This window comes from Pantoea sp. AG702 (genome assembly GCF_003182295.1).
Classification (GTDB): Bacteria; Pseudomonadota; Gammaproteobacteria; order Enterobacterales; family Enterobacteriaceae; genus Pantoea; species Pantoea ananatis.
Genome location: NZ_QGTU01000007.1, coordinates 36,842 through 58,485 on the forward strand (window position 1 = coordinate 36,842; position 21,644 = coordinate 58,485).

General features: G+C 54.2%; 19 protein-coding genes, 4 tRNA genes and 1 other RNA gene. 4 read left to right on the top strand and 20 right to left on the bottom strand.

Translation table 11 applies throughout. From position 1 onward, the window contains the following. Positions 1-46: 46 nt before the first annotated feature. The 9 genes from corA to DFO57_RS17275 form a co-directional block, all read right to left on the bottom strand. A complete protein-coding gene (gene corA / locus DFO57_RS17240; protein ID WP_014606985.1) occupies positions 47-1,000 on the bottom strand; it encodes a magnesium/cobalt transporter CorA in 954 nt (317 codons plus the stop codon). 167 nt (positions 1,001-1,167) lie between these two features. Then, the gene (gene ysgD / locus DFO57_RS23100; RefSeq protein ID WP_349887138.1) at positions 1,168-1,224 is read right to left on the bottom strand and encodes a YsgD/CorL family protein; all 57 of its coding nucleotides are present in this window, start codon (positions 1,222-1,224) and stop codon (positions 1,168-1,170) included. 67 nt (positions 1,225-1,291) lie between these two features. Further along, positions 1,292-3,454 (bottom strand): DNA helicase II, encoded by a 2,163-nt coding sequence (uvrD, locus tag DFO57_RS17245; protein ID WP_110015545.1) that lies wholly within the window; start codon positions 3,452-3,454, stop codon positions 1,292-1,294. Positions 3,455-3,508: 54 nt separating this feature from the next. After that, positions 3,509-4,225 (bottom strand): 5-amino-6-(5-phospho-D-ribitylamino)uracil phosphatase YigB, encoded by a 717-nt coding sequence (yigB, locus tag DFO57_RS17250; protein ID WP_014595013.1) that lies wholly within the window; start codon positions 4,223-4,225, stop codon positions 3,509-3,511. Next, positions 4,222-5,127: a tyrosine recombinase XerC gene (gene xerC / locus DFO57_RS17255; RefSeq protein ID WP_014595012.1), complete on the bottom strand. Its 906-nt coding sequence runs from the start codon at positions 5,125-5,127 to the stop codon at positions 4,222-4,224. The genes yigB and xerC overlap by 4 nt, the downstream gene beginning before the upstream one ends. Then, positions 5,124-5,828, bottom strand: a complete 705-nt coding sequence (locus DFO57_RS17260; RefSeq protein WP_013024071.1) for a DUF484 domain-containing protein — start codon at positions 5,826-5,828, stop codon at positions 5,124-5,126. Before DFO57_RS17260 ends, xerC begins: the two co-directional genes overlap by 4 nt. Further along, positions 5,825-6,649, bottom strand: a complete 825-nt coding sequence (dapF, locus tag DFO57_RS17265) for a diaminopimelate epimerase (protein WP_015701292.1) — start codon at positions 6,647-6,649, stop codon at positions 5,825-5,827. The genes DFO57_RS17260 and dapF overlap by 4 nt, the downstream gene beginning before the upstream one ends. 29 nt (positions 6,650-6,678) lie before the next feature. Continuing rightward, positions 6,679-6,894, bottom strand: coding sequence for a lipoprotein (locus DFO57_RS17270; protein ID WP_013024069.1), 216 nt, complete (start codon positions 6,892-6,894; stop codon positions 6,679-6,681). Between the two features lie 136 nt (positions 6,895-7,030). After that, positions 7,031-9,589 carry a class I adenylate cyclase gene (locus DFO57_RS17275; protein ID WP_019106245.1) on the bottom strand — a complete coding sequence of 853 codons (2,559 nt, stop codon included), beginning with the start codon at positions 9,587-9,589 and terminating at the stop codon, positions 7,031-7,033. Between the two features lie 313 nt (positions 9,590-9,902). Between DFO57_RS17275 and hemC the strand changes: the two genes are divergently transcribed. The 4 genes from hemC to hemY are packed head-to-tail and all read left to right on the top strand — an operon-like array spanning position 9,903 to position 13,926. Then, the gene (gene hemC, locus DFO57_RS17280; protein ID WP_110015564.1) at positions 9,903-10,844 is read left to right on the top strand and encodes a hydroxymethylbilane synthase; all 942 of its coding nucleotides are present in this window, start codon (positions 9,903-9,905) and stop codon (positions 10,842-10,844) included. Then, positions 10,841-11,569, top strand: coding sequence for a uroporphyrinogen-III synthase (gene hemD / locus DFO57_RS17285; protein WP_014595009.1), 729 nt, complete (start codon positions 10,841-10,843; stop codon positions 11,567-11,569). The genes hemC and hemD overlap by 4 nt, the downstream gene beginning before the upstream one ends. 24 nt (positions 11,570-11,593) lie before the next feature. After that, positions 11,594-12,727 (top strand): uroporphyrinogen-III C-methyltransferase, encoded by a 1,134-nt coding sequence (gene hemX, locus DFO57_RS17290; RefSeq protein WP_014595008.1) that lies wholly within the window; start codon positions 11,594-11,596, stop codon positions 12,725-12,727. A 2-nt stretch (positions 12,728-12,729) separates the two neighbouring features. Continuing rightward, positions 12,730-13,926 (top strand): protoheme IX biogenesis protein HemY, encoded by a 1,197-nt coding sequence (gene hemY / locus DFO57_RS17295; RefSeq protein WP_014606992.1) that lies wholly within the window; start codon positions 12,730-12,732, stop codon positions 13,924-13,926. Positions 13,927-14,613: 687 nt separating this feature from the next. Here hemY and DFO57_RS17300 read toward each other — a convergent pair. The 11 genes from DFO57_RS17300 to rffC all read right to left on the bottom strand — a co-directional run bounded on the left by DFO57_RS17300 (position 14,614) and on the right by rffC (position 21,638). Then, a non-coding RNA gene (locus tag DFO57_RS17300) (RtT sRNA) lies at positions 14,614-14,743 on the bottom strand. A 32-nt stretch (positions 14,744-14,775) separates the two neighbouring features. Continuing rightward, positions 14,776-14,852, bottom strand: a tRNA-Pro gene (locus tag DFO57_RS17305). 21 nt (positions 14,853-14,873) lie between these two features. After that, positions 14,874-14,960, bottom strand: a tRNA-Leu gene (locus DFO57_RS17310). Between the two features lie 16 nt (positions 14,961-14,976). Continuing rightward, positions 14,977-15,052 (bottom strand) — tRNA-His (locus DFO57_RS17315). 95 nt (positions 15,053-15,147) lie between these two features. After that, positions 15,148-15,224 (bottom strand) — tRNA-Arg (locus tag DFO57_RS17320). Positions 15,225-15,382: 158 nt separating this feature from the next. After that, a complete protein-coding gene (gene wecG / locus DFO57_RS17325) occupies positions 15,383-16,123 on the bottom strand; it encodes a lipopolysaccharide N-acetylmannosaminouronosyltransferase (protein WP_078829277.1) in 741 nt (246 codons plus the stop codon). A gap of 36 nt (positions 16,124-16,159) precedes the next feature. After that, positions 16,160-17,503, bottom strand: coding sequence for an ECA oligosaccharide polymerase (gene wzyE / locus DFO57_RS17330; protein ID WP_014606994.1), 1,344 nt, complete (start codon positions 17,501-17,503; stop codon positions 16,160-16,162). Further along, positions 17,500-18,567: a TDP-N-acetylfucosamine:lipid II N-acetylfucosaminyltransferase gene (locus DFO57_RS17335; protein ID WP_015701296.1), complete on the bottom strand. Its 1,068-nt coding sequence runs from the start codon at positions 18,565-18,567 to the stop codon at positions 17,500-17,502. The genes wzyE and DFO57_RS17335 overlap by 4 nt, the downstream gene beginning before the upstream one ends. Beyond that, positions 18,564-19,814 carry a lipid III flippase WzxE gene (gene wzxE / locus DFO57_RS17340; RefSeq protein WP_029570844.1) on the bottom strand — a complete coding sequence of 417 codons (1,251 nt, stop codon included), beginning with the start codon at positions 19,812-19,814 and terminating at the stop codon, positions 18,564-18,566. Before wzxE ends, DFO57_RS17335 begins: the two co-directional genes overlap by 4 nt. Beyond that, positions 19,814-20,944, bottom strand: a complete 1,131-nt coding sequence (rffA, locus tag DFO57_RS17345; protein WP_015701298.1) for a dTDP-4-amino-4,6-dideoxygalactose transaminase — start codon at positions 20,942-20,944, stop codon at positions 19,814-19,816. The genes wzxE and rffA overlap by 1 nt, the downstream gene beginning before the upstream one ends. After that, positions 20,931-21,638 (bottom strand): dTDP-4-amino-4,6-dideoxy-D-galactose acyltransferase, encoded by a 708-nt coding sequence (gene rffC, locus DFO57_RS17350; protein ID WP_014606998.1) that lies wholly within the window; start codon positions 21,636-21,638, stop codon positions 20,931-20,933. Before rffC ends, rffA begins: the two co-directional genes overlap by 14 nt. Positions 21,639-21,644 lie beyond the last annotated feature (6 nt).

Consider the following 21,644-nt stretch of genomic DNA (forward strand, 5'->3'; position numbering starts at 1 on the left):
GCGGCAGGCCAGCAAAATGGGCCGTATTAACAGCCCGTGCTGATGATTAAAGCCAGTTTTTACGCTTGAAATAGAGATAAGGTGCCAGGCCTGCAAGCATCATCAGGCAAATGGCGCCAGGATAGCCAAAGCTCCACTTCAGTTCAGGCATAAACTCAAAGTTCATGCCGTAGCTGGATGCCACCAGCGTCGGTGGCAGGAAAACCACGGATACCACCGAGAAGATCTTGATGATGCGGTTCTGCTCTATGTTGATAAAGCCCATCGCCGCCTGCATCAGAAAGTTGACCTTTTGAAACAGCGACTCATTGTGGGGCAGCAGAGATTCGATATCGCGCAGGATCTCGCGCGCCTGCTCCAGCTGATTACCCGGCAAACGGGCTTTTCGGACCAGAAAATTAAGCGCACGCTGCGTATCCATCAGACACAAGCGCACCTTCCAGCCGATATCTTCCAGCTCGGCTAAACGCGAGAGTGCCTGGTCGTATTCCTCACCCTGCTGGCCTTCCATGATGACGCGGCTGAGCTTTTCCAGTGCGCTGTAAATGTTCTCAATTTCATCTGCCAGTTGTTCGATTTTCGTCTCGAACAGATCAAGCAGCAGCTCATAGGCGTTGCCATCGATCAATGTCTGGTTACGGGCACGCATTCGATAAAGACGAAAAGCGGGAAGCTCGCGCTCGCGCAGCGTATATAAACGCCCTTCGCGGATGGTAAACGCAACGGTGGAGTTACCGGCGTGATCTTCGGCATCTTCAAAAAAGAAGAAGGAGTGAATGTGCAGGCCGTCTTCATCTTCGAAGAAACGCGCCGAGGCTTCGATATCTTCCAGTTCAGGGCGCGTTGCCAGGCTCTGGCCCAGTTCAGATTGCACGCGGTCGCGCTCGCCTTCTTCAGGCTCGACCAGGTCAACCCACACTGACGTGGTCAGTTTATCGCTTTCATCTTCCAGTTCCAGACGCGTCAGGCGACTGTTATCAAGTTTAAATGCGCTCAGCATAGCAAGACTCCCCATTGCAGACTTTATGGGACAACGCTGTCGGCCGGTCTGAATGCAGACCCGCGAACCTGAACACGGATAAAGGATAAATCAGTGCTGACTCGTGCGACGGATTAAAAAGGGAGGTCGCTGATAACCGCTAAGGCTACCAGCGTAATGAGATAGCCTTAGATGTTATTCCTGAAAACCAGGTTAATGAGCCAGCATCGACTGGGCGTGTCCAAGGCATTGTCCTCTCATGATAATAGTGCGCGCATGTTACGCTGAGACGAAAAAGTCGTCAACCAGCGCCTAGACGGTTTCCAGTTTAGCGTAGGCGGCCACCAGCCACTTGATCCCCTGGCCCTGAAACGCCACCTGCAAGCGGCTGTGTTCTCCGCTGCCTTCGAGATTCACAATAGTGCCTTCACCAAATTTGGCGTGGCGAACGCGTTGCCCTAGGGCGAATCCCGTGTCGTTTTTGCTGATCGGTGTGCCCATGCGCTGATGACTGACCGGTCGCGTCACACTGGCGCGTAAACGGACTTCTTCAATACAGGCTTCAGGCAGTTCGCCAATAAAACGTGAAGGTCGATGGTAGACTTCTTTACCGTAAAGACGGCGGGTTTCCGCATAGGTCAGGGTCAGCTTCATCATGGCACGCGTGACGCCGACGTAAGCCAGGCGACGCTCTTCTTCCAGTCGCCCGCCTTCATCCAGCGCCATCTGGCTCGGGAACATGCCCTCTTCCATCCCGACAATAAACACCTGGCTAAACTCCAGGCCTTTCGCGGAGTGCAACGTCATCAGCTGCACCGCATCCTGCCATTTGTCCGCCTGGCCTTCCCCGGCTTCGAGAGCCGCATGAGAAAGGAATGCCTGCAGCGGCATCAAATCTTCGTCTTCATCCTGGTAGCTGAACTGGCGCGTTGCCGTCACCAGTTCTTCCAGGTTTTCGATACGGGCCTGGCCCTTTTCACCCTTTTCCTGCTCGTACATGATCCACAGGCCAGAATCCTTGATGACTCTGTCGGTCTGCACGTGCAGCGGCATATCCACGGTTTCGCTTGCCAGCGAATCCACTAACTCACAGAAGCGTTGCAGCGCAGAGGCCGCACGACCGGCCAGGGCGCGCGACTGAAGCAGCTCGCGCGTTGCCTGCCATAAGGTCATCTGCTTTTCCCGAGCCGTCTGACGCACCACATCCAGCGTACGGTCGCCCACACCGCGCGTTGGCGTATTCACCACGCGCTCAAAGGCGGCGTCATCGTTGCGGTTGGCCATCAGTCGCAGATAAGCCAGCGCGTCCTTGATTTCCTGACGTTCGAAAAAGCGCATACCGCCATAGATACGGTACGGCATGCTGGCCTGTAGCAGGGCTTCTTCCAGCACACGCGATTGGGCATTGCTGCGATACAGGATGGCGCAATCCGCCAGCACATTGCCGTTTTCCATCCAGGCCTTGATACGGTTGACCACAAAGCGGGATTCATCCAGCTCGTTAAAGGCGCAGTAAACCGAAATGGGCTCACCATCGCTGCCGTCAGTCCACAGTTCTTTCCCCAGTCGGCCGTTGTTATTGGCGATCAGGGCATTCGCTGACTTCAAAATGTTGTTGGTCGAGCGGTAGTTTTGCTCCAGGCGAATGGTATCCGCGCCGGGAAAATCCTTTAAAAAGCGCTGAATGTTTTCGACCTGCGCACCGCGCCAGCCATAAATTGACTGATCGTCGTCACCCACGATAATCACTTTGCCGCTGTCGCCCGCCAGCATGCGAATCCAGGCGTACTGAATATTGTTGGTATCCTGAAACTCATCCACCAGAATGTTACTGAAGCGCTCACGGTAATGATTCAGGATATGGGGTTTGTTTAACCACAGCTCGTGAGCACGCAGCAACAGTTCAGCAAAGTCGACCAGCCCGGCGCGATCGCAGGCTTCCTGGTAGGCCTGGTATATCCGCAGCCAGGTTTGTTCGACCGGATTGCCGTAGCTTTCAATATGCTTGGGCCGCAAACCTTCATCTTTCTTGCCGTTGATGTACCACATGCCCTGGCGCGCTGGCCACTGCTTCTCATCCAGGTTCATCGCCTTAATCAGGCGCTTGAGCAGGCGCAGCTGGTCTTCACTGTCGAGGATCTGGAAATCCTGCGGCAGGCCTGCGTCAAGATGATGCGCGCGCAGCAGGCGGTGTGCCAGACCGTGGAACGTGCCTATCCACATTCCCCCCTGGCTGGTACCAATGAGCTGCTCAATACGGTGGCGCATCTCTGCGGCTGCCTTGTTGGTAAAGGTCACGGCCATAATGGAGTACGGCGAGCAGTTTTCTACCGACAGCAGCCAGGCGATGCGGTGCACCAGAACGCGTGTTTTTCCGCTGCCCGCGCCCGCCAGCACCAGCAGGTTACTGCGCGGCGCCGCAACGGCCTCGCGCTGTTTGTCATTCAAACCGTCGAGCAGTTCAGAAACGTCCATAAGCACCAATAAGTCAGAAAATGCGAAGCACAAGACTGGATAAATTTACAGCCATTATAACAGCGAGGTGAGTGATGCCAACTGGGAAATTTCAACGTGTGGCAGCAGACGGGCATCCTCGATCTGCATGAGATTACCCTCACGAAGGTTAATCCAGCAGGCCTGCATGCCAAAACGAATCGCGCCTGCCACATCGGTGGTGAGATCGTCGCCAACGTGCAGAATGTGTTCCGGGGCGATATTAAGACGTTGCGCGGCCAGCTGGTACATATCCAGCCACGGCTTAGCGCGCCCGTCTGGCCCCGCCCGGAGTGAAAACTGGAAGTAGTGTGCCAGCCCGAGTTTTTCAGGCTGCGCGTTGCCATTGGTGATCGCCACCAGCGGCACTTTCTTCGCCAGGGCGTTCAGCGTGTCATGGGTTTCAGCAGGCATATCGACCTGGCTGCGCCACTGATGGAACACATCCATAACCTGCGTCGCGCCCGCCGCGGCTTCGGATGGCGTTAACCCGGCCTGGCACATGACATGTTCTACTGAACGCCGACGCCACTCAGAGACATCATGGTAGATCTCAGGTTCGCTTGCACGTAACTGACTGCGCGAGGCGGCTACGTCTTCCGGCGTTATGGCTCGCAGCGCCGGGTGGAAAGCCTGCAGCGCAGCATGAGAGGCTTCCGTAGTTTTACGGATCACCGGATAGTTGTCGTAGAGCGTGTCGTCTAGATCGAAAGTGATCGCTTTGATGTCACGCAGAGGGCGATAAAACTTCATTCACTCTTTCCTCGTTTGGCGCGGGGATGCGCAGCATCGTACACCGATGCCAGATGCTGGAAATCAAGATGGGTGTAAATTTGGGTGGTCGACAGATTCGCATGGCCCAGTAATTCCTGCACCGCGCGCAGATCGCCACTCGACTCCAACAAATGGGTGGCAAAAGAGTGGCGCAGCTTATGGGGATGTATATGACTGGAAATACCCTGCTTAATTCCCCACTCGGCAAAGCGTTTCTGGACGTTGCGCGCAGAGATACGAGAGCCACGGCTGGAGAGAAACAGCGCATCATCCCCAGGGTTAAACGCGGTGCGTAGCGGCAACCACTGCTGGATCCAGCTGACGGCGGTGCGACCGATCGGCACGCGCCGCTCCTTGCTGCCTTTACCTAAAACCCAAACCTCTCCCGCCTCAAGATCGACATGGCGGCAGTCCATATTGACCAGCTCGGAAAGACGTAACCCTCCGCCGTACATCACTTCCAGCATCGTACGATCGCGGATCGCCAGCGGATCGGTGAGATCAATCTCCAGCAACTGGTTAACGTCATCAACATCGATATTTTTCGGTAGATGACGACCGTTGCGCGGCGTGGCGATCCCTTTCGCCGGATTAGCCGCCAGCATGTCGCGGCTCACCTGCCAGTCAAGGAAACTGCGTAATGCGGAAAGACGTAATGCCAGACTACTTGCAGCCAGACCTGCACGACGGCTGCGGGCCGCCATGCTCCGCACCATGGCGGGATCGAGCTGTGACCACGCGCTGATTTTCATCTCATCGGCAATTGTCACCAGTGCGGCAAGCTGACGCGCGTAGCTGCTCAGGGTAAGCGGGCTGAGCTGGCGTTCAACCTTCAGGTGGCGCAGAAAGCCGTCAACGGTCTCCTGCAACACGCTGCTCATGCGCGCTCCACCCAGCGTTCCAGCAGCGCAGGTATCATCTGCGAAAGGTGCTGAAGCAGTAAGGTGCCCATGCCCGACTGATAGTGCAGGCTGTCACGGCTACTGAAGATAATGATGCCAAGCTCGCCCTCATCACCCATCAGGGACATGGCGACTGAACCAATGGCCTTTGCCTGAGGCAGCAGCAGCAGCAGCTCCGGGCCATTGATATTCCCCAGATAGTGCTGCTCATTACCGAAGCGCTGAATGCGTAACGGTTCGAAAGCCTGACGGGCCAGGCCAAGCTGCACAAAGTCAGACGGCGCACCCAGTCGCCACTTGTCGTTAAACAAGCGGATATTGGCTCCCGCCAGTCCGAGATCGCGCGCCCAGCGATGCAGGCGATTAAGCATATCCTGGAGTGAGCTGGCGGCGGCCAGGTGACTTTGCAGTGAAAGCAGACGTGAGAATAACTGTTGATTTGCGGTCGCCTGCTCCATCAGCAGCGTAATTTCTTCTTCCAGACGCTGGATGTGATTGCGCTGGCGCGCCATGTGCCATTCCACCAGCGATACGCTGCCGCGAACCGGGTGCGGTACCGCCATCTGTTCCACCTGACGGGCGTTGCGCATAAAGAAATCAGGATTCTGACGCAGATAATCACTGACGGCCTGATCGTCCAGCAGGACAGTATTTTCCACCTGCTCTTCGATATTTTTCATAAGTGAATAAACCCATCGTAGACATGTGTGGCCGGACCGGTCATGTAGAGCGGCTGTCCGACGCCTTTCCAGGCGATATGTAACGTGCCGCCTGGTAAATCAACGCGTACTTTCTGACTTAAAATACCCTGCTGGATACCGCAGGCAACCGCCGCACAGGCACCGCTACCGCACGCCTGGGTTTCCCCTGCACCGCGTTCATAAACACGCAGCCGGATGTGTTCAGGGCTGATAATTTCCATAAAGCCCACATTGACGCGCTCCGGAAAACGCTCATGGCTTTCCAGGACCGGTCCCAGAAGCTCAACCTGGGCCGTTTTCGTGCTTTCCACCTGGATTACGCAGTGAGGGTTGCCCATGGAGACGGCACCAAACATCACCGTTTGTTCCGCCACGCGTAACAGGTAAAGGTTTTCGGCTTTATTGGCGCGGAAAGGCACCTGCTGGGGTTCGAAATTTGGCTCGCCCATATTCACACGTACCAGATCGTCTGGTGTCACGCTCAGAACCATGCGACCAGCCTGGGTGCTCACGCGAATATCGCTTTTATTCGTCAGCCCTTTTAACTGAACAAAACGGGCGAAGCAGCGGGCGCCATTCCCACACTGCGCGACTTCACTCCCGTCTGCATTAAAAATGCGGTAGTGAAAGTCGAGATCGGGATCGTAAGGCGGCTCAACGACCAGCAGCTGATCGAAGCCAATCCCGAGATGGCGATCGGACAGCCGGCGGATCAATTCCGGCGAAAAAAAGACATTTTGCGTTACGGCATCCACAACCATGAAATCATTGCCGAGACCGTGCATTTTGGAGAACTGCATTTTTTGCTCCGCCGGATGCGCCATAAGTGTTATTTCATTTGTGAGCTTGAGCTTGAACCACCCGTCACCAGACCACCTACATCCGCTTTAGACGCGTCGGCTTTCTGTTTTTGCGTGGGTGCTGACGTTGGCGCAGCTTGTTTTGGCGTGTCCTGCGGCGGGAAGTAGAGCGGTCCTTTTAATCCACAGCCTGCAAGGCTTGTTAATGCCATTGTCATTGCTAACAGGCTTATCGCTTTCTTCATTCTTTATGCTCTTCATGTCCTGTGACCTGGATGCTTATCATCGCAGTTGAAGTTGGAAAAGCAACAGGAAATGCCAGCTAATCACGTGAGCGCTGTGGCAAGCCCTGAAGATAGCATCATTGCGGGCTTACCGAACTCAATGTACCTGATAGCGTGGCTGATAATCGTTATTGTCGTTATCAGGCTGCGAGGCACAGAGATCGGTGAGGACCTGATTTCTGAATGGAATGACCTGATAACGTTCACCTGTGTTCACGATTTGATAGAACTGCGGCAGGTTAAAATTGATAAAACTTGAGCCATAGGTAAAACGGTCGTGCGACGAGGAGTAAAAACGGCTGACGTCCCGCACCAGCTCTTCCTTGCTGCCTTCACAATGGTGATAGACCTCGACGCGGTTACTTTCATCCAGAATATAAATGTTGAAACCGCGATCGTCGGTAGTATCTTCAAAAAAGAACTGAATGATCCCTTCGCTGGCATAGCCGTTAACCACAGGCGGCAGTGGCGTCTGATTAGACTCGACTTTAATCGACAGGCCGTGAAGCTTGTTGTTGGAAATGGCGCCATAAAACTCAACGGCGTTTTCCAGCTTCTGAACCGATACGCCCATGCGTTCAAAGAACAACCCCCAGGTCTGGCCCGCCATACGCAGTGCTTTGAACCGCCCTGGCTCCTGACGCGTACTGGAAAGGCGCAGTTCGATGCACTCTGACACCAGCTGCTGTACGCGGGTACGAATCAATCCACGTAAATGCTGGCTGTAGCAGAACACCTCAACGGTATCAGGCGGGGAAGCGTCCTGATGCATTTTACCCAGGATGGTTTTCAGGCCTTCGATCATCGCCTGTTCGCCACTGAAGTGCAGCGTACGCACCTCATTCCACGAGTTACGGTACAGCAGGTCGATACTGCCGATTAAACACTGCTGCTGCTGACCAAAGCTGAACACATCGAGTTTGCGGAAATCGAAATGCACCACCTGGTTACGAAACGCCGAGGTGGGATCGTGCTCAAGGTTAACAATGATGGCCAGATGGCGGATTTCACACGGGCTGTAGAGCGCCTTGGGCGTGGGCGCAGGCAGACGCAGCGGGAAATGGCTGGAGACATCGTCGACCAGTTCCTGCAGGCGCGCCAGATCGCATAGCTCATTGCCCTTAATGTGCAGCCGCGTTTTGCTGGTCAGCAGTCCGTTGAACCAGGCCCAGGCGACCAGCTTGTTAAGATAGCGGTTATATTCCAGCGGCTGATGGCTGATGATTGAGCTCATGTCCGGCGACTGGTTATACAGATACCAGCCTGGCCGGTTGGCACGGCCCGGCGGCACGTGAATGAAGGTCAGATTGGATTCGGACAGATCGGGAGAAATCTGCGGATTAACCAGCGTCACCTTGCCCGGCAAGGCCTCAAAGGCGGCGTACAATTTACGGGTCAGCACGCCGATATCCTGCGGGCTGGCGCTGACGCTTAAATTGTTGCGACGAGCAAAGCGGATAAGGTTGCGATAGCTTTGCATCATCGCATCCAGCAACTCATTGTGCGCTTCGCGCACGCGCTCGATTTTCCATTCGGCACGGTTGTCCAGAATAGCAATCTTTTCGTCGTCCCAGCCCCAGGCTTTAACCAGCTGCGACAGGATCTCACGGCGCCAGCCGCTACGCTGCGGGTGATCGTCACTGCTGAGTTTTTCGCAAACTTTTAAATAGAAGCAGCGGCGAACCAAATCAAGGCGGGGCTGATCGTCAATACTGGTGAGATAGCGTGTAACGCGTTCCAGCATCATACAGTAAGGATCAAGGCCAAAGCAGACGATTTCTCCGTCGTGCAGACGCTGCTTGATATCCATCGCGAGCAGTTTGGTATCCGGGTATTCCCAGCTATAAGCTTCCAGCAGCAGCGTTTTCAACACCGCTTTATAGGGCGAATCGATACTTTTATACAGCTGCCACAGGCTGGCACCGAAATACTCTTCTGCTGATAACGTGCTGAGGCCGCCCAAATCCAGCCACTCGTTTGGCGTGAGCACGCCTTTCGCATACAGCGACATCACGTAGTCATCATAGTGATGCTCTTCTTCGCCTGGCACCATATTCCACAGAATACGTTTACCGGCCATTCTTACCGCCGTGCGGTAGAACTCATCCAGCAGCAAAATATGTTGGGTAGAACCGCAGTCTTCACCACCAAGATTGCCGCTTTCGTTGTGGCGGAAGCGGTTTTCATCAATGAGGAAAAAGCTGACTTCGATGGCCTGCGAGGCACACCATTTTTGCAGCAGCGCACATTTACGCTGCAGATTCAGGCGCTCTTCATTATCCAGCCAGGATTGATGGCAAACCCAGATATCCAAATCGGACACGCTGTTTTGCCCAACGGAAGAGGTGCTGCCCATTGAGTAGATGCCAGTGATAGGCAGTTCACCTTTAGGGGCTTCGACCAGGGAGAGTTCCTGTTTGCCCGTTAACTCTGCAAGCAGCTGCAGTTGGTTTTCATCAGGCGTGAAGACGTTGATGCCGTGGGGAACGCTACCTTCGAGGTAACCCGGCATCAGCGGATGTTGATAATGTAGTAAGATCGGAAGCAGACTGTAGACTCGCTGAAAAGCGGGCCCCATGGCAGCGAGTGCGCGATCAACGCGCAGCTGGTTAATTGCATCCAGTCTCTGTTTTAGTGTCTCAATATAGAGGTACAAGACGTTTCGCCTGGTTGTCCTGGAGTTTAAGCACCCTGTTTCCAGTCTCTGCCGCTTAATAAGAGAGATGTCGTGCAGATAATTGCTGGAAACGTGATCAATCTATCACTCGCTGGATTGACCGTAAAGAAAGTTACGCTACCTGCATTTTAGCACGGTTTCGTCTACTTTTCGCTCACTCTGCGCCTGGCCTGAGATTACTGTCTGATATATCAGGTTTAATCCGCAGGCGGTTCTTTTCAATCCGTTGAAACTGACAGCATTCCCTCAACGATGATAGGATATTCGATGAACGATCTAAATGGTTAACGGCATGTTAAACAAAATTTTCAGAATTGCTACACGACAAAGCCCACTTGCCCTGTGGCAAGCACAATATGTACAGCAACGATTGATCAGTGCCCATCCTGGCCTGCGCGTGGAGCTGGTACCTATGGTGACAAAGGGCGATATCATTCTTGATACACCGCTCGCGAAAGTGGGGGGGAAAGGGCTGTTCGTTAAAGAGCTCGAGCAGGCAATGTTAGAAAACCGTGCCGATCTGGCCGTACATTCGATGAAAGATGTGCCCGTGGCATTTCCGGAAGGCCTGGGCCTGGTCACGATTTGCCTGCGGGACGATCCGCGCGATGCGTTTGTCTCCAATCACTACGCGTCAATTGATGAACTTCCACAGGGCGCTGTCATTGGAACGTCAAGCCTGCGGCGTCAGTGCCAGATTAGCGCGCGACGTCCCGATCTGGTGATTCGCTCGCTACGCGGGAACGTGGGCACAAGATTAAGTAAGCTTGATGCTGGCGAATATGACGCCATTATTCTTGCCGCCGCCGGGTTGAATCGACTTGGCCTGGCCGATCGTATTCGCCAACCGCTGCCTGCGGATATTTCCTTACCCGCCGTGGGTCAGGGCGCAGTTGGCATCGAATGTCGGTTAGACGACAGCACGTTAATTGCGCTGTTACAGGCATTGAATCACGATGATACGGCGGTCTGTGTGAAAGCGGAACGCGCCATGAATACCCGACTTGAAGGCGGCTGCCAGGTTCCGATTGGCAGCTTTGCCGTACTTGAAGGCGACGAACTCTGGCTTCGAGGTCTGGTGGGTGCACCCGATGGGAGCGTCATGGTGAGCGGTGAACGCCGTGGGCCTCGCGATCAGGCAGAGCAAATGGGCATTTCGCTGGCAGACGAGCTGCTCAACGGTGGCGCACGTGAAATTCTGCGCGACGTTTATCAGGGGCAACCTCCCGTATGACGATTCTGGTGACGCGCCCGGAACCCGCAGCGGCGGAGTTGGTCTCGCGCCTGCACGCCCAGGGTAAACAGGCGTGGAGCCTGCCGCTGATAGAATTCGCGCCGGGTAACGATCTCCTGCAGTTACCGGCCACCCTTGCCACGTTGAAACGCGGCGATCTCGTTTTCCTCCTTTCGCAGCAGGTTATTCACTTTGCACAGCACGCCATCAAAGCATGGCCCGCTGACGTAGACTATTATGCAATTGGTCGCAGCACCGCTTTGGCTTTTCATACGATCAGCGGCCTGCAGGTGACCTACCCTCACGCGCATGAAACCAGCGAAGAGTTGATAAAACTGGCGACATTGCAGCAAATAGCGGGTAAGCATGCGCTTATCCTTCGAGGGAATCAGGGCCGCGAGCTGCTGTCAGAAACGCTGGTGGCACGTGGCGCGCAGGTCACCTATGCAGAGTGCTATCAACGTTGCCAAAAACACTATGACGGCGCCATCGAAGGCCGTCGCTGGCGCGATCGTAATATTCACACGCTGGTCGTGACCAGCGGTGAGATGCTGCATCAGCTGTATTCGCTGTTCCCCGAGGTCGATCGTGAGGAATGGCTGCTCCGCTGTCGACTAGTCGTCGTCAGCGAACGTTTGGCTTCCCTGGCCGCCGATCTTGGTTGGCAGACTATTCAGGTAGCCGATGGTGCCGATAACGATGCGCTGTTGCGCGCGTTATGTTGAACTTAACAATGGGATGTGCCAGATATGACGGAACAAAAAGACACCTCCGCCGTGGTTGACGAAACCACACCAGCGGTTGATCGCCCCTCTTCTACCCAGGAAAAATCACCGCGCAATCGCAATAATGGTGGCATGGTGCTGGGAGCAGTCGCGATTGTCATCGCACTGGCGATTGGCGCAGGGTTATACCTGAACGATAAACACCAGGCCGAACTGCAGGCACAAACCAACCAGGAACTGAGTGATCAGCTGTCCACGCTGCAGAAACAGGCAAACAGCGACAAACAGCAGCTGGCCCAACAGTTGAGCGCGACAGAAAAAGCATTAGAGACCGCTCAGTCACAGCAGGCGGCATCGGCCAAAGAGCTGGAAACGCTGCGTGAAAAAATGGCTTCAATTTCAGGTAATGACGTGCGCAGTTGGTTAGTGGCCCAGGCTGACTACCTGGTGAAGCTGGCCGGACGTAAATTGTGGAGCGATCAGGACGTGACCACCGCTGCAGCGCTGCTGAAAAGTGCAGATGCCAGCCTGGCAGACATGAACGATCCCAGCGTCATGAACGTGCGTCGTGCGTTAACTCAGGATATCAGTACGCTCTCCGCCATCTCCCAGGTGGATTATGACGGCATCATTTTGAAACTTAATCAGTTATCAAACGGTGTGGATAATCTGCGGCTGGCAGATAACGACAGCGATGATGCGCCTATGGACAGCGACAGCGGTGAACTTTCCAGTTCCATTCGTGAATGGCGTCAGAATCTGGTGAAGAGCTGGCATAACTTTATGGATGACTTTATTACCATCCGCCGTCGCGATAATACCGCACAGCCGCTGCTGGCACCGAATCAGGATGTTTATCTGCGTGAGAACATCCGCTCGCGCCTGCTCATCGCTGCTCAGGCCGTACCACGTCACCAGGAAGAGATTTACAAGCAGTCGCTTGAAACCGTCTCAACATGGGTACGCGCGTGGTATGACACCAATGATGCCTCAACCAAAGCGTTTCTGGCCCAGTTGGATGAATTAAGCCAGCAGAACATCAATATGGATCTGCCCGACAGCCTGGAGAGCCAGCCGCTGCTTGAAAAGCTGATGCAAACCCGCGTTCGTAATCTGATGGCACAGCCTTCTGCCGCCGCTAATCAGCAGGGAGGCTAATCATGCTTAAGGTATTTATCCTCTTTGTTCTGCTGATTGCCGGCATTGTACTGGGGCCGATGATTGCGGGTCATCAGGGCTACGTGCTGATTCAGACCGACAACTGGAACGTTGAAACCAGCGTGACGGGCCTGTCCATCATCCTGATTATTAGCCTGCTTGTGATCCTGGCTGTGGAATGGATACTGCGCCGTTTATTTCGCACCGGCGCGCGTACCCGCGGCTGGTTCACTGGCCGTAAGCGTCGTCGTGCCCAGCGCCATACGCAAAATGCCCTGATGAAACTGGCGGAAGGGGATTTCAGACAGGTAGAAAAACTGCTGTCTAAAGACGCAGAGCATGCTGATGTGCCTGTCGCTAACTACCTGCTAGCTGCAGAAGCCGCACAACAGCGTGGAGATGAAATGCGGGCCAACCAGCACCTAGAACGGGCGGCTGAGCTGGCTGGCAATGATGTGATTCCGGTCGAAATTACCCGTACCCGCATTCAATTGGCGCGTCATGAAGATCATGCAGCGCGCCACAGCATCGATCGCCTGCTCGAAGTCGCGCCTCGTCATCCGGAAGTACTTCGTCTGGCTGAGCAGGCATATGTCCGCACCAGCGCCTGGAGCGCACTGCTGGATATTCTTCCCGCCATGGAAAAATCCGAGGTCGGGACAGAAGAGCAACGCACCCTGCTGCAGCAACAGGCCTGGCTGGGCCTGATGAACCAGGCGATGGCCGATCAGGGCAGCGAGGGACTGAAGCGCTGGTGGGGCAATCTGAGCCGTAAAACTCGCCATGAGACATCATTGCAGGTAGCGATGATTGACCATTTGATTGAGTGTGACGACCACGATACCGCGCAGGACATCTTGCTGGATGGGCTTAAACGTCATTACGATGATCGTCTGGTGCTGCTGATGCCACGTATTAAGAGCGGCAACCCAGAGGCACTGGAAAAAGCCTTACGTCAGCAAATCAAACAGCATGGCGCGACGCCCCTGTTGCACAGTACCCTGGGGCAGTTGTTAATGCGCCACGGTGAATGGCAGCAGGCAGCGGAAGCACTTCAGCAGGCACTGGCTCAGCGCCCTGACGCCTTTGACTACGCGTGGCTGGCGGACGTTTACGATCGCCTTCGCCGTCCGGAAGAGGCGGCAAAAATGCGTCGTGAAGGCCTGTTGCTGACGCTGAAAAATAACCCTGATGCCTGATAGCACAGCATCGCGTTAAGTAAAAAACCGGGCTCGCCCGGTTTTTTTGTGTCTGCGCTTTCAGGCAAAAAAAAACACCTGCTAAAAGCAGGTGTAAGATCAGGTCGGTTAGACAACCGAGAGGTACCCGACTCAACGTGGTGTCTGATAACCCTGTAAGACTTTCGCGATACAGGCAGGCAGACAACAGGTACCCAAAATTGGCTCTGCGTCATTCCCAGGTTTATGTAGCCGAAGCAAACATAAGAGGTGGAATGAGCATCTACGCGTTAATTATTGCATAATCCATGCCAGTTGTTATTATTATTTTAATTATTTTTATAAATCAGTCACTTATATCTTAATGCTTTTTTTGGGGTTCTTTCTCTTTGCGATGAGCGTCGTGTTATTACGACAAACCAGACAATGGATGTCGCATACAGGCGACAAACAAGGTAAAGACTTGTCAATCCGTGTTAAAACAGTAATTTAAGCGTCTCATTTTTGCGACAGCCATTACTATGACTCCGCTCTGACTCACTTCCGGGAGAAATGACGTGCCCGTCTGAGCGGATTTTCGCCCCTGAAAGACGACACTGCCTGCGCAACGTTGTCTCGCTGACGGCCAGCGCAAACCGCCTTCGGCGGTGCTCACCCTCTTTTATTCAGGCGAAAAAAAACCTGTCTTTGCAGACAGGTTTCTAAAAATGGTCGGCGAGAGAGGATTACGCGCCCCTGCGGGACGCGCCCTTCGGGCCGTTGCGTTCGCAACGTTGTCTCGCTGCGCTCGGCGCAACCCTCCTTCGGAGGTTCTCATCCACTTTTATTCAGGCGAAAAAAAACCTGTCTTTGCAGACAGGTTTCTAAAAATGGTCGGCGAGAGAGGATTCGAACCTCCGACCCACTGGTCCCAAACCAGTTGCGCTACCAAGCTGCGCTACTCGCCGATTTTTTTATTTTGTTTTGCCTGGTGCGAAGAGAGGGACTTGAACCCTCACGTCCGTTAAGACACTAACACCTGAAGCTAGCGCGTCTACCAATTCCGCCACCTTCGCGTATCCCAGCAAAATCTGGGGTGGCTAATGGGACTCGAACCCACGACAACTGGAATCACAATCCAGGGCTCTACCAACTGAGCTATAGCCACCACTGTACTGAATGTTGCAAGTCAAACCCACAGCATTTAAATCTTTGTTACTAACGCGGTACTCAAACCACCGAAGCTCTTACGCACAAACTAAATGGCGCGCCCGACAGGATTCGAACCTGAGACCTCTGCCTCCGGAGGGCAGCGCTCTATCCAGCTGAGCTACGGGCGCGTAGCGCCGTTGCGGATGTGCATACTAGAGATAAGCGCCCACGCTGTCTAGTGCTTTTTAAAGAAAATAGCGCGTTTGATTACGCTTTGTGCATTTCGTCGACAATTAACGCATTTATGCCGTTACTCGTGCGAAAAACCTGGCGTTAATCAGCGATCTTACAGATCGCCACGCCAGTGATAACGCAAATATTTCACCAGCTTCAACTGCCTGCGTAGGCGACTGGGCTGTTTGATTAAGCGATAAAACCATTCCAGTCCAAGCTTCTGCCAGATTACAGGCGCGCGCTTTACATGACCGGTAAACACGTCATAGGTACCACCTACGCCCATATACAACGCATCAGGCCAGTGCTTCTGACACTCGGCCATTAAAAGTTCCTGACGCGGAGAGCCCATCGCTACCGTTACCAGCCTGGCTCCGCTGGCCGCAACCCTGGCAAACAGTGCATCGCGTTCCGCCGGGACAAAATAGCCATCCTGTGCACCCACAATATTCACGTTCCACTGACGACGCAGTTTATCGCAGGTTTCGTCCAACACTGCCTGCCGACCGCCGATCAAAAACACCGGCGTTCCGTTGCGTCCGGCACGTTCCATTAAGGCTTCCCACAGATCGGCCCCTGCAATCCGCTGTACTGAGGCCTGCGGATATTTCTTGCGAACAGAGCGTACAATGCTGATGCCATCCGGATATTTGAATTCAGCCTGCTGAATTTGAGCACGCAGCGCTGCATCCTGTTCGGCATTCAGCACTTTTTCCGCATTGATGGCCACCAGCGTGCCGCTCCGGACAGCGGAATGCGGCATCAGGAAATCCACAAAAGAAGCCATGCTGTCAAAGCCGTACAGCGTGATGCCGCGAATCACATAGCGTGGCGTTTCGGAAACTGTACTCATCTCTTTTTAATTCTTCCCTTAGATCCCAGAGGTTAATCAGGATGGGCTATGAAGCGCCCGCTCACGTCGGCTGCGAATCAGGCCGACATGATCCAGTAACCAGAAAAGCAATTTCGCCATCCCCAGACAGGCGGCAAAAATAATACAGAAAAACACAACACGTGAGCCAAACGCATCCAGCCCCTCGCGCGCCAGCACAATCATGTTGAATACGGCACCGAAACAAAAGCTTTGCAGAATCGCCCCGGTATAACGATTCGATTCATTGCGTCCGCGCTTATAGAGCGTGTCGAAAGCTTTAATGATCAGCCCAACGGCCACAGCGCCTGGCGGAATGGCCCAGACGCCGCCCATCACCAGTAGCGAACCGATTAAGGTAGGCGAAATCGCCAGTCCGGAATGGTTGTTCAGTACATCCCAGGTAAAGTAATTAGCGCTGTTCAGTACTGACAGAGGACGATCGGGCCACAGCCAGGTTGGGATAAACACATAGAAATCGCGCCACATGGGCGCTAAGCCCTGAAAGTCTATCTTATGGTAATTCTCCAGCAGCAAAGCCAGGTTTTCCCATGGCGAAAACGTATCGCGCGTCAGGTACAGAAAGGTGTAAAAAGCCTCGTCGCCCATGACAGCCAGATTGTAGCGACGCAGCGCCAGCCAGAACATTCCCCCAATCGCCATCACGCCCGCAGCGGCCAGCATCCACAATGTGATCCAGCCACGTGTAATACCGATAAACAGAAATAACGCAAAAGCGATAATGATATTGGCACGCGTGCCACCAACCAGCGCGTAGGTCAGTAAGCCAAAGCTGACCGTGATGATGAGAAACAGCAGCCAGTTACGGCGCGTGGGATGCAAGAAATAGGGAATCAGCATCGCCGGGATGAAGAAATAAAAGAACCGCTTCAGTGCAACGCCAGACACTTCACTGGAAAAGATCTGGTTATAGGCCGTCAGCCGGAATAACAAAAATCCGTTATGGATAAAGAACACCGTTACGGTTGCAACCGCCACCAGCGCCAGTAGCCCACCGGTCAGATGCGTTTCGACCCGGTTCATTTGTAGCCAGGGCCGGGCCGGCGCTGCGGATGCCGGCCTGAGGCGCACCTTGTAACTGACAAAGTAAATAGCATAAAACGCCGTGGCCGACAGCATCGCCTGCAGCAGAAAATCCGCCGAAACCACCTGCGTATCAAACCGAAAGACCAGAATACTGGTTAGCGGGAAACCGAAGTAGAAGGTCAGTAAAAACAATAAGGTAAAAAACAGGTGGAAGTTAAATCGTTCCTGTTTAAGTTCGCGCATGTTCAGGGTCACAATGGTCACCAGTGACAGCACATACACGATCAGCAGACCACTAAATGCCATAAGACTCATGAGGGCTCTCCTTCGCAAAGGCGCAACGCTGTTCGCCAGCCTTCCAGATAGCCTGGGGCCAGGAAAGCAATGCGCTGTTTATCGCATCCCACAAGTTGCCGACGCGCCTCTGCGACGATATCAGGCGTCAGCGCATCGTCGTTGAACAAGACAGGAAGCTGCTGCGCGGTAACATCCCGCCAGAACGGATTTTTACGCGTCAGGACGAAAGGCACATTAGCCTGAATCAGCAAACATAGCGTTCCCACGCCCTGCTGCCGTTCGAACATAAAATAGCCCAAATGGCAGCGTGCCAACAGCGCCAGATAGTCGTCAAAAGCAAGATTATCCCGCAGTAACCTTACCTGCCCCTGCGGAAAGAGTCTGTCGGCGGCGTTCTGAATCTGTCCGATATACTCATCATTGTCAGGCGGATAACCCAGCGGCACGTCAATGCGCACATCTTCGCCAAACTGAGCCTTGATCGCTGCAAGCCCCTCAATATGGCGGTTACTGGCGTCACCAGAATTACCCAGCAGCACGGTAAACGTCTTGTCTGGATGGGGCGTAATGGCGACTGCAGGTAACTTTGTAGGGAAATACAGTAAAGACTGCGGTACAGACTTGTGGCGTTGCTGGTAGTGATACAGATCGCCCTGGGTGGCGAACAGGTGTGCAATGCGCCCCTGCGCAGCACGGCGCAGGAAATAAAACAGCCGGAACTTCAGGCTGCGTGAATCTTCATACAAATCCGCTCCCCAGACGTGCCAGAACAGTTGAGAACGGCGTAACCTGCCGCTCAGCAACGCCAGCCAAAGCCAGGGGTTAAACTGCCCGTGGCAAAAGAAGCGTTGGTCGCGATTTTTCGCCCGCTGCAACAGCGCCTCAGCCAGCGCTTTCTTACTGCTAAAGGTTTCAATGTGCAAAGCGCCAAAACCGGTGAGGTTTTCAGGCTGCGATGTCACCACCATAAAGTGACGCGGTGCAGAAACAGGCTGCTCGATGCTCATCACGTCGTTAAAAAAACGCAACACCGTCAGATTGTGATGGGGAATATTGGATCCCAAAACGTGAATTAAAGTCATTTTTTTCGGCAGTAAAGAATAAATGCGCCACAGCAGAGCGCGAAATAGGTAACGTAGGTGAACATATAGGCTTGCGCTGCCCCACTGGCCCCCTGTAACGGGATAAGCCAGCGCGAGAACAGCGTCAGCAAAATAAACTGACTGATTTCGGTCAGCACATAAAAGCGTAATGAGGCTTTCGCGATGACCAGATAGCCGAAAACGTAGGCGCCGACTTTGAAAACATCGCCACAGAGTTGCCAGACAAACAAATCCCGCATGTCGTGAAATGCCGCGGAGAACAACAGGCTGATGGCGATATCACGCATCATCCACACGCTCAGGCTGGCCGCCGCGACCGCCGGTAACACAAAGCGTAACGCCCGGCCGATCTCACGCGCAATATCCTTTTTGTTATCTAACCGGGCCAGTGTCGGCAGTAGCCAGACGCTAAAGGTCGCGGTGATAAACTGCAGATAAGCATCAGATATACTGGTTACGCCCTGCCATAATCCTACCTGCGCCCAGCCGTTACTGGCCGCCAGTTGATTTCGCATCATCACCCAGGCAACCGGCAGGGTGACGGCGGTGATCAGCGCCATAATCGTGTATTTTGCCAGATGACGCGCCATTTCCGGCTGCCAGGTGGGCCGCAGCCAGCCTAAGGGGAGCGGGACACGACGTTTCAGTATCACCAGCGCTGGAAAAACGAGTAACGCGGGTACCAAAGCCAGCCCGGTCAATGCGCCCGCATAGCCCCCCAGCCACCAACACAGCACGTAACCGAGCACGCCCGTTATGCTACCGCAAATCAGGGCCAGCGCATTACCGCGCGCATCACGGTAGCCTTTTATGAACGCCAGAAGCAGGTTTGCCCACGCGATACCAAACTGAAGAAAGGCAACGATACGTATCACGTTTTGATAGCGATCGTGACCAAACAGCGCAGTGCTGATGGGAGCCGCAGCCAATAAAAAGACCAGCGCCAGTAGCGCTGAGAAGCCCGTTACCATTGCCGAGGCGGTGCCGATTAGCGCGCGGAGTTGCCGGGGCTGCTGCTGATATTGTGCAACATATGTGGTAACGCCGTTAAAGATACCCGCTCCGGCCAGCACGCCCAGCACGGTGATGAGCTGGCGAAAGTTACCGGCCTGGCCCACGCCTTCCGGACCAAAGCTGATGGCCAGTAACTTGACGACCAGCAGCCCAACCGCAATTTTTACTATCGTCGATGAGGCGGTCCATAACGATGCTTTGGCTAATGACATCAGGAAAAAAAGCTCAGTAGCGAGCCGATCACGGTGCTCTGATTGTTATCCGACAGATTATAAAACAGCGGTAAACGTAATAAGCGCTCACTCTCTGCTGTAGTAAAACGGTCCTCACCGGCAAAACGTGAAAAACGCTGGCCCGCGGGCGAACTGTGCAAAGGGATATAATGGAAAACGGCCAGGATTTCGGCCTCTTTAAGCCAGTTGATCAGGGCCTGACGATGCTTCTCATCACGCAGCTTTATATAAAACATATGGGCGTTGTGCTGACAATCAGCCGGGATGGAAGGCAATGTAATCTTGCCGTTTTCCGCCAGCGGCTTCAGGGCATCGTAGTAACGTTGCCACAAGCGCAAGCGCTGTTGATTAATTCGTTCAGAGGACTCCAGCTGCGCCCAGAGATAGGCCGCCTGCAGGTCAGCCATCAGAAAGCTGGACCCCATATCGCGCCAGGTATATTTATCTACCTGTCCCCGGAAAAACTGACTGCGATTGGTGCCCTTTTCGCGAATAATTTCTGCGCGTTCTACCAGGCTGGCATCGTTAATTAACGTCGCGCCGCCTTCTCCACCTGCGGTGTAATTCTTGGTTTCGTGGAAGCTGAAACAGCCGATATGACCAATGGTGCCTAATGCCCGGCCTTTGTACGCTGACATCACGCCCTGCGCAGCATCCTCAATAACAAACAGCTTATACTGTGCCGCCAGCGCCATAATCGTATCCATCTCACAGGCAACGCCCGCATAGTGGACCGGCACGATAGCGCGGGTTTTATCGGTTATCGCCGCTTCAATCAGCGTTTCATCCATGTTCATGGTGTCGGGGCGCACATCCACGAACACAATTTTCGCGCCACGTAATACAAAGGCGTTGGCGGTTGAAACAAAGGTGTAGCTCGGCATGATCACTTCATCACCTGGCTGGATATCGATCAGCAGCGCGGCCATCTCCAGCGAGGCGGTACAGGAAGGCGTCAGTAACACTTTCGCACTACCGAAGCGCTGCTCCATCCACTGCTGACAGCGGCGAGTATAACCGCCGTCGCCACACAGCTTGCCGCTGCTCATGGCAGACTGCATATACTCGATTTCGCTTCCCACAACCGGGGGCGCATTAAAGGGAATCATGACCTCTCCTGTAAAACCAGTACGCCGTGCTTTCAAGACGCGCGCCACTGCGTAGATAAAGACGCATCGCCGTAAGATTACTGATTTGCGTGGCAACCCGCAGACGTTCGAGCTGACGCGCACGGCCCCAGTCCGCTGCAGCCAGCATCAGGCGCTGACCGATACTTTGTCCCTGCGCCTCAGGCACCACCGCCAGCAGGCCAATACGCGCATCGCCTTCGACCTCACGTAAAGAGACAAAGCCCTGAAGCGCGCCGCGTTCATCACTGGCGACAAGGCACTGGTGATCGAAGGTGCCGCGGACCGCATTTTCGATCCACTGCGCATAGAAGCGGGCACTGTCATCAGGCGCAAACCACGGCGTGCGAAAACGACTTTGACGGAAGGCCAGAGATGCGGCTTCGCGTAATGCTGGGATTTGTGTTTCCCGCGCAATACGAATGCCAGTCTGGCGTTCGGTGCGTTTGATCGTCAACGACAAATCCACTTCACCTTCCACCAGGTGAAACTGATGCTGATTTAACGCATCGATGATGTCGGTTTGTTCCGCTGACACTTTGATTTGAAACAGCGCGCAGGCGTGCCGAAGCGCGTTTTCGAGCGACAGATCCCCCCCGGTTTCCAGCCTCACGGCGTCAAAGCCGAAGAACTGGCTCTCCCAGGTGAGTGGATTAACCTTAACGTGGACAGACATAAGTTA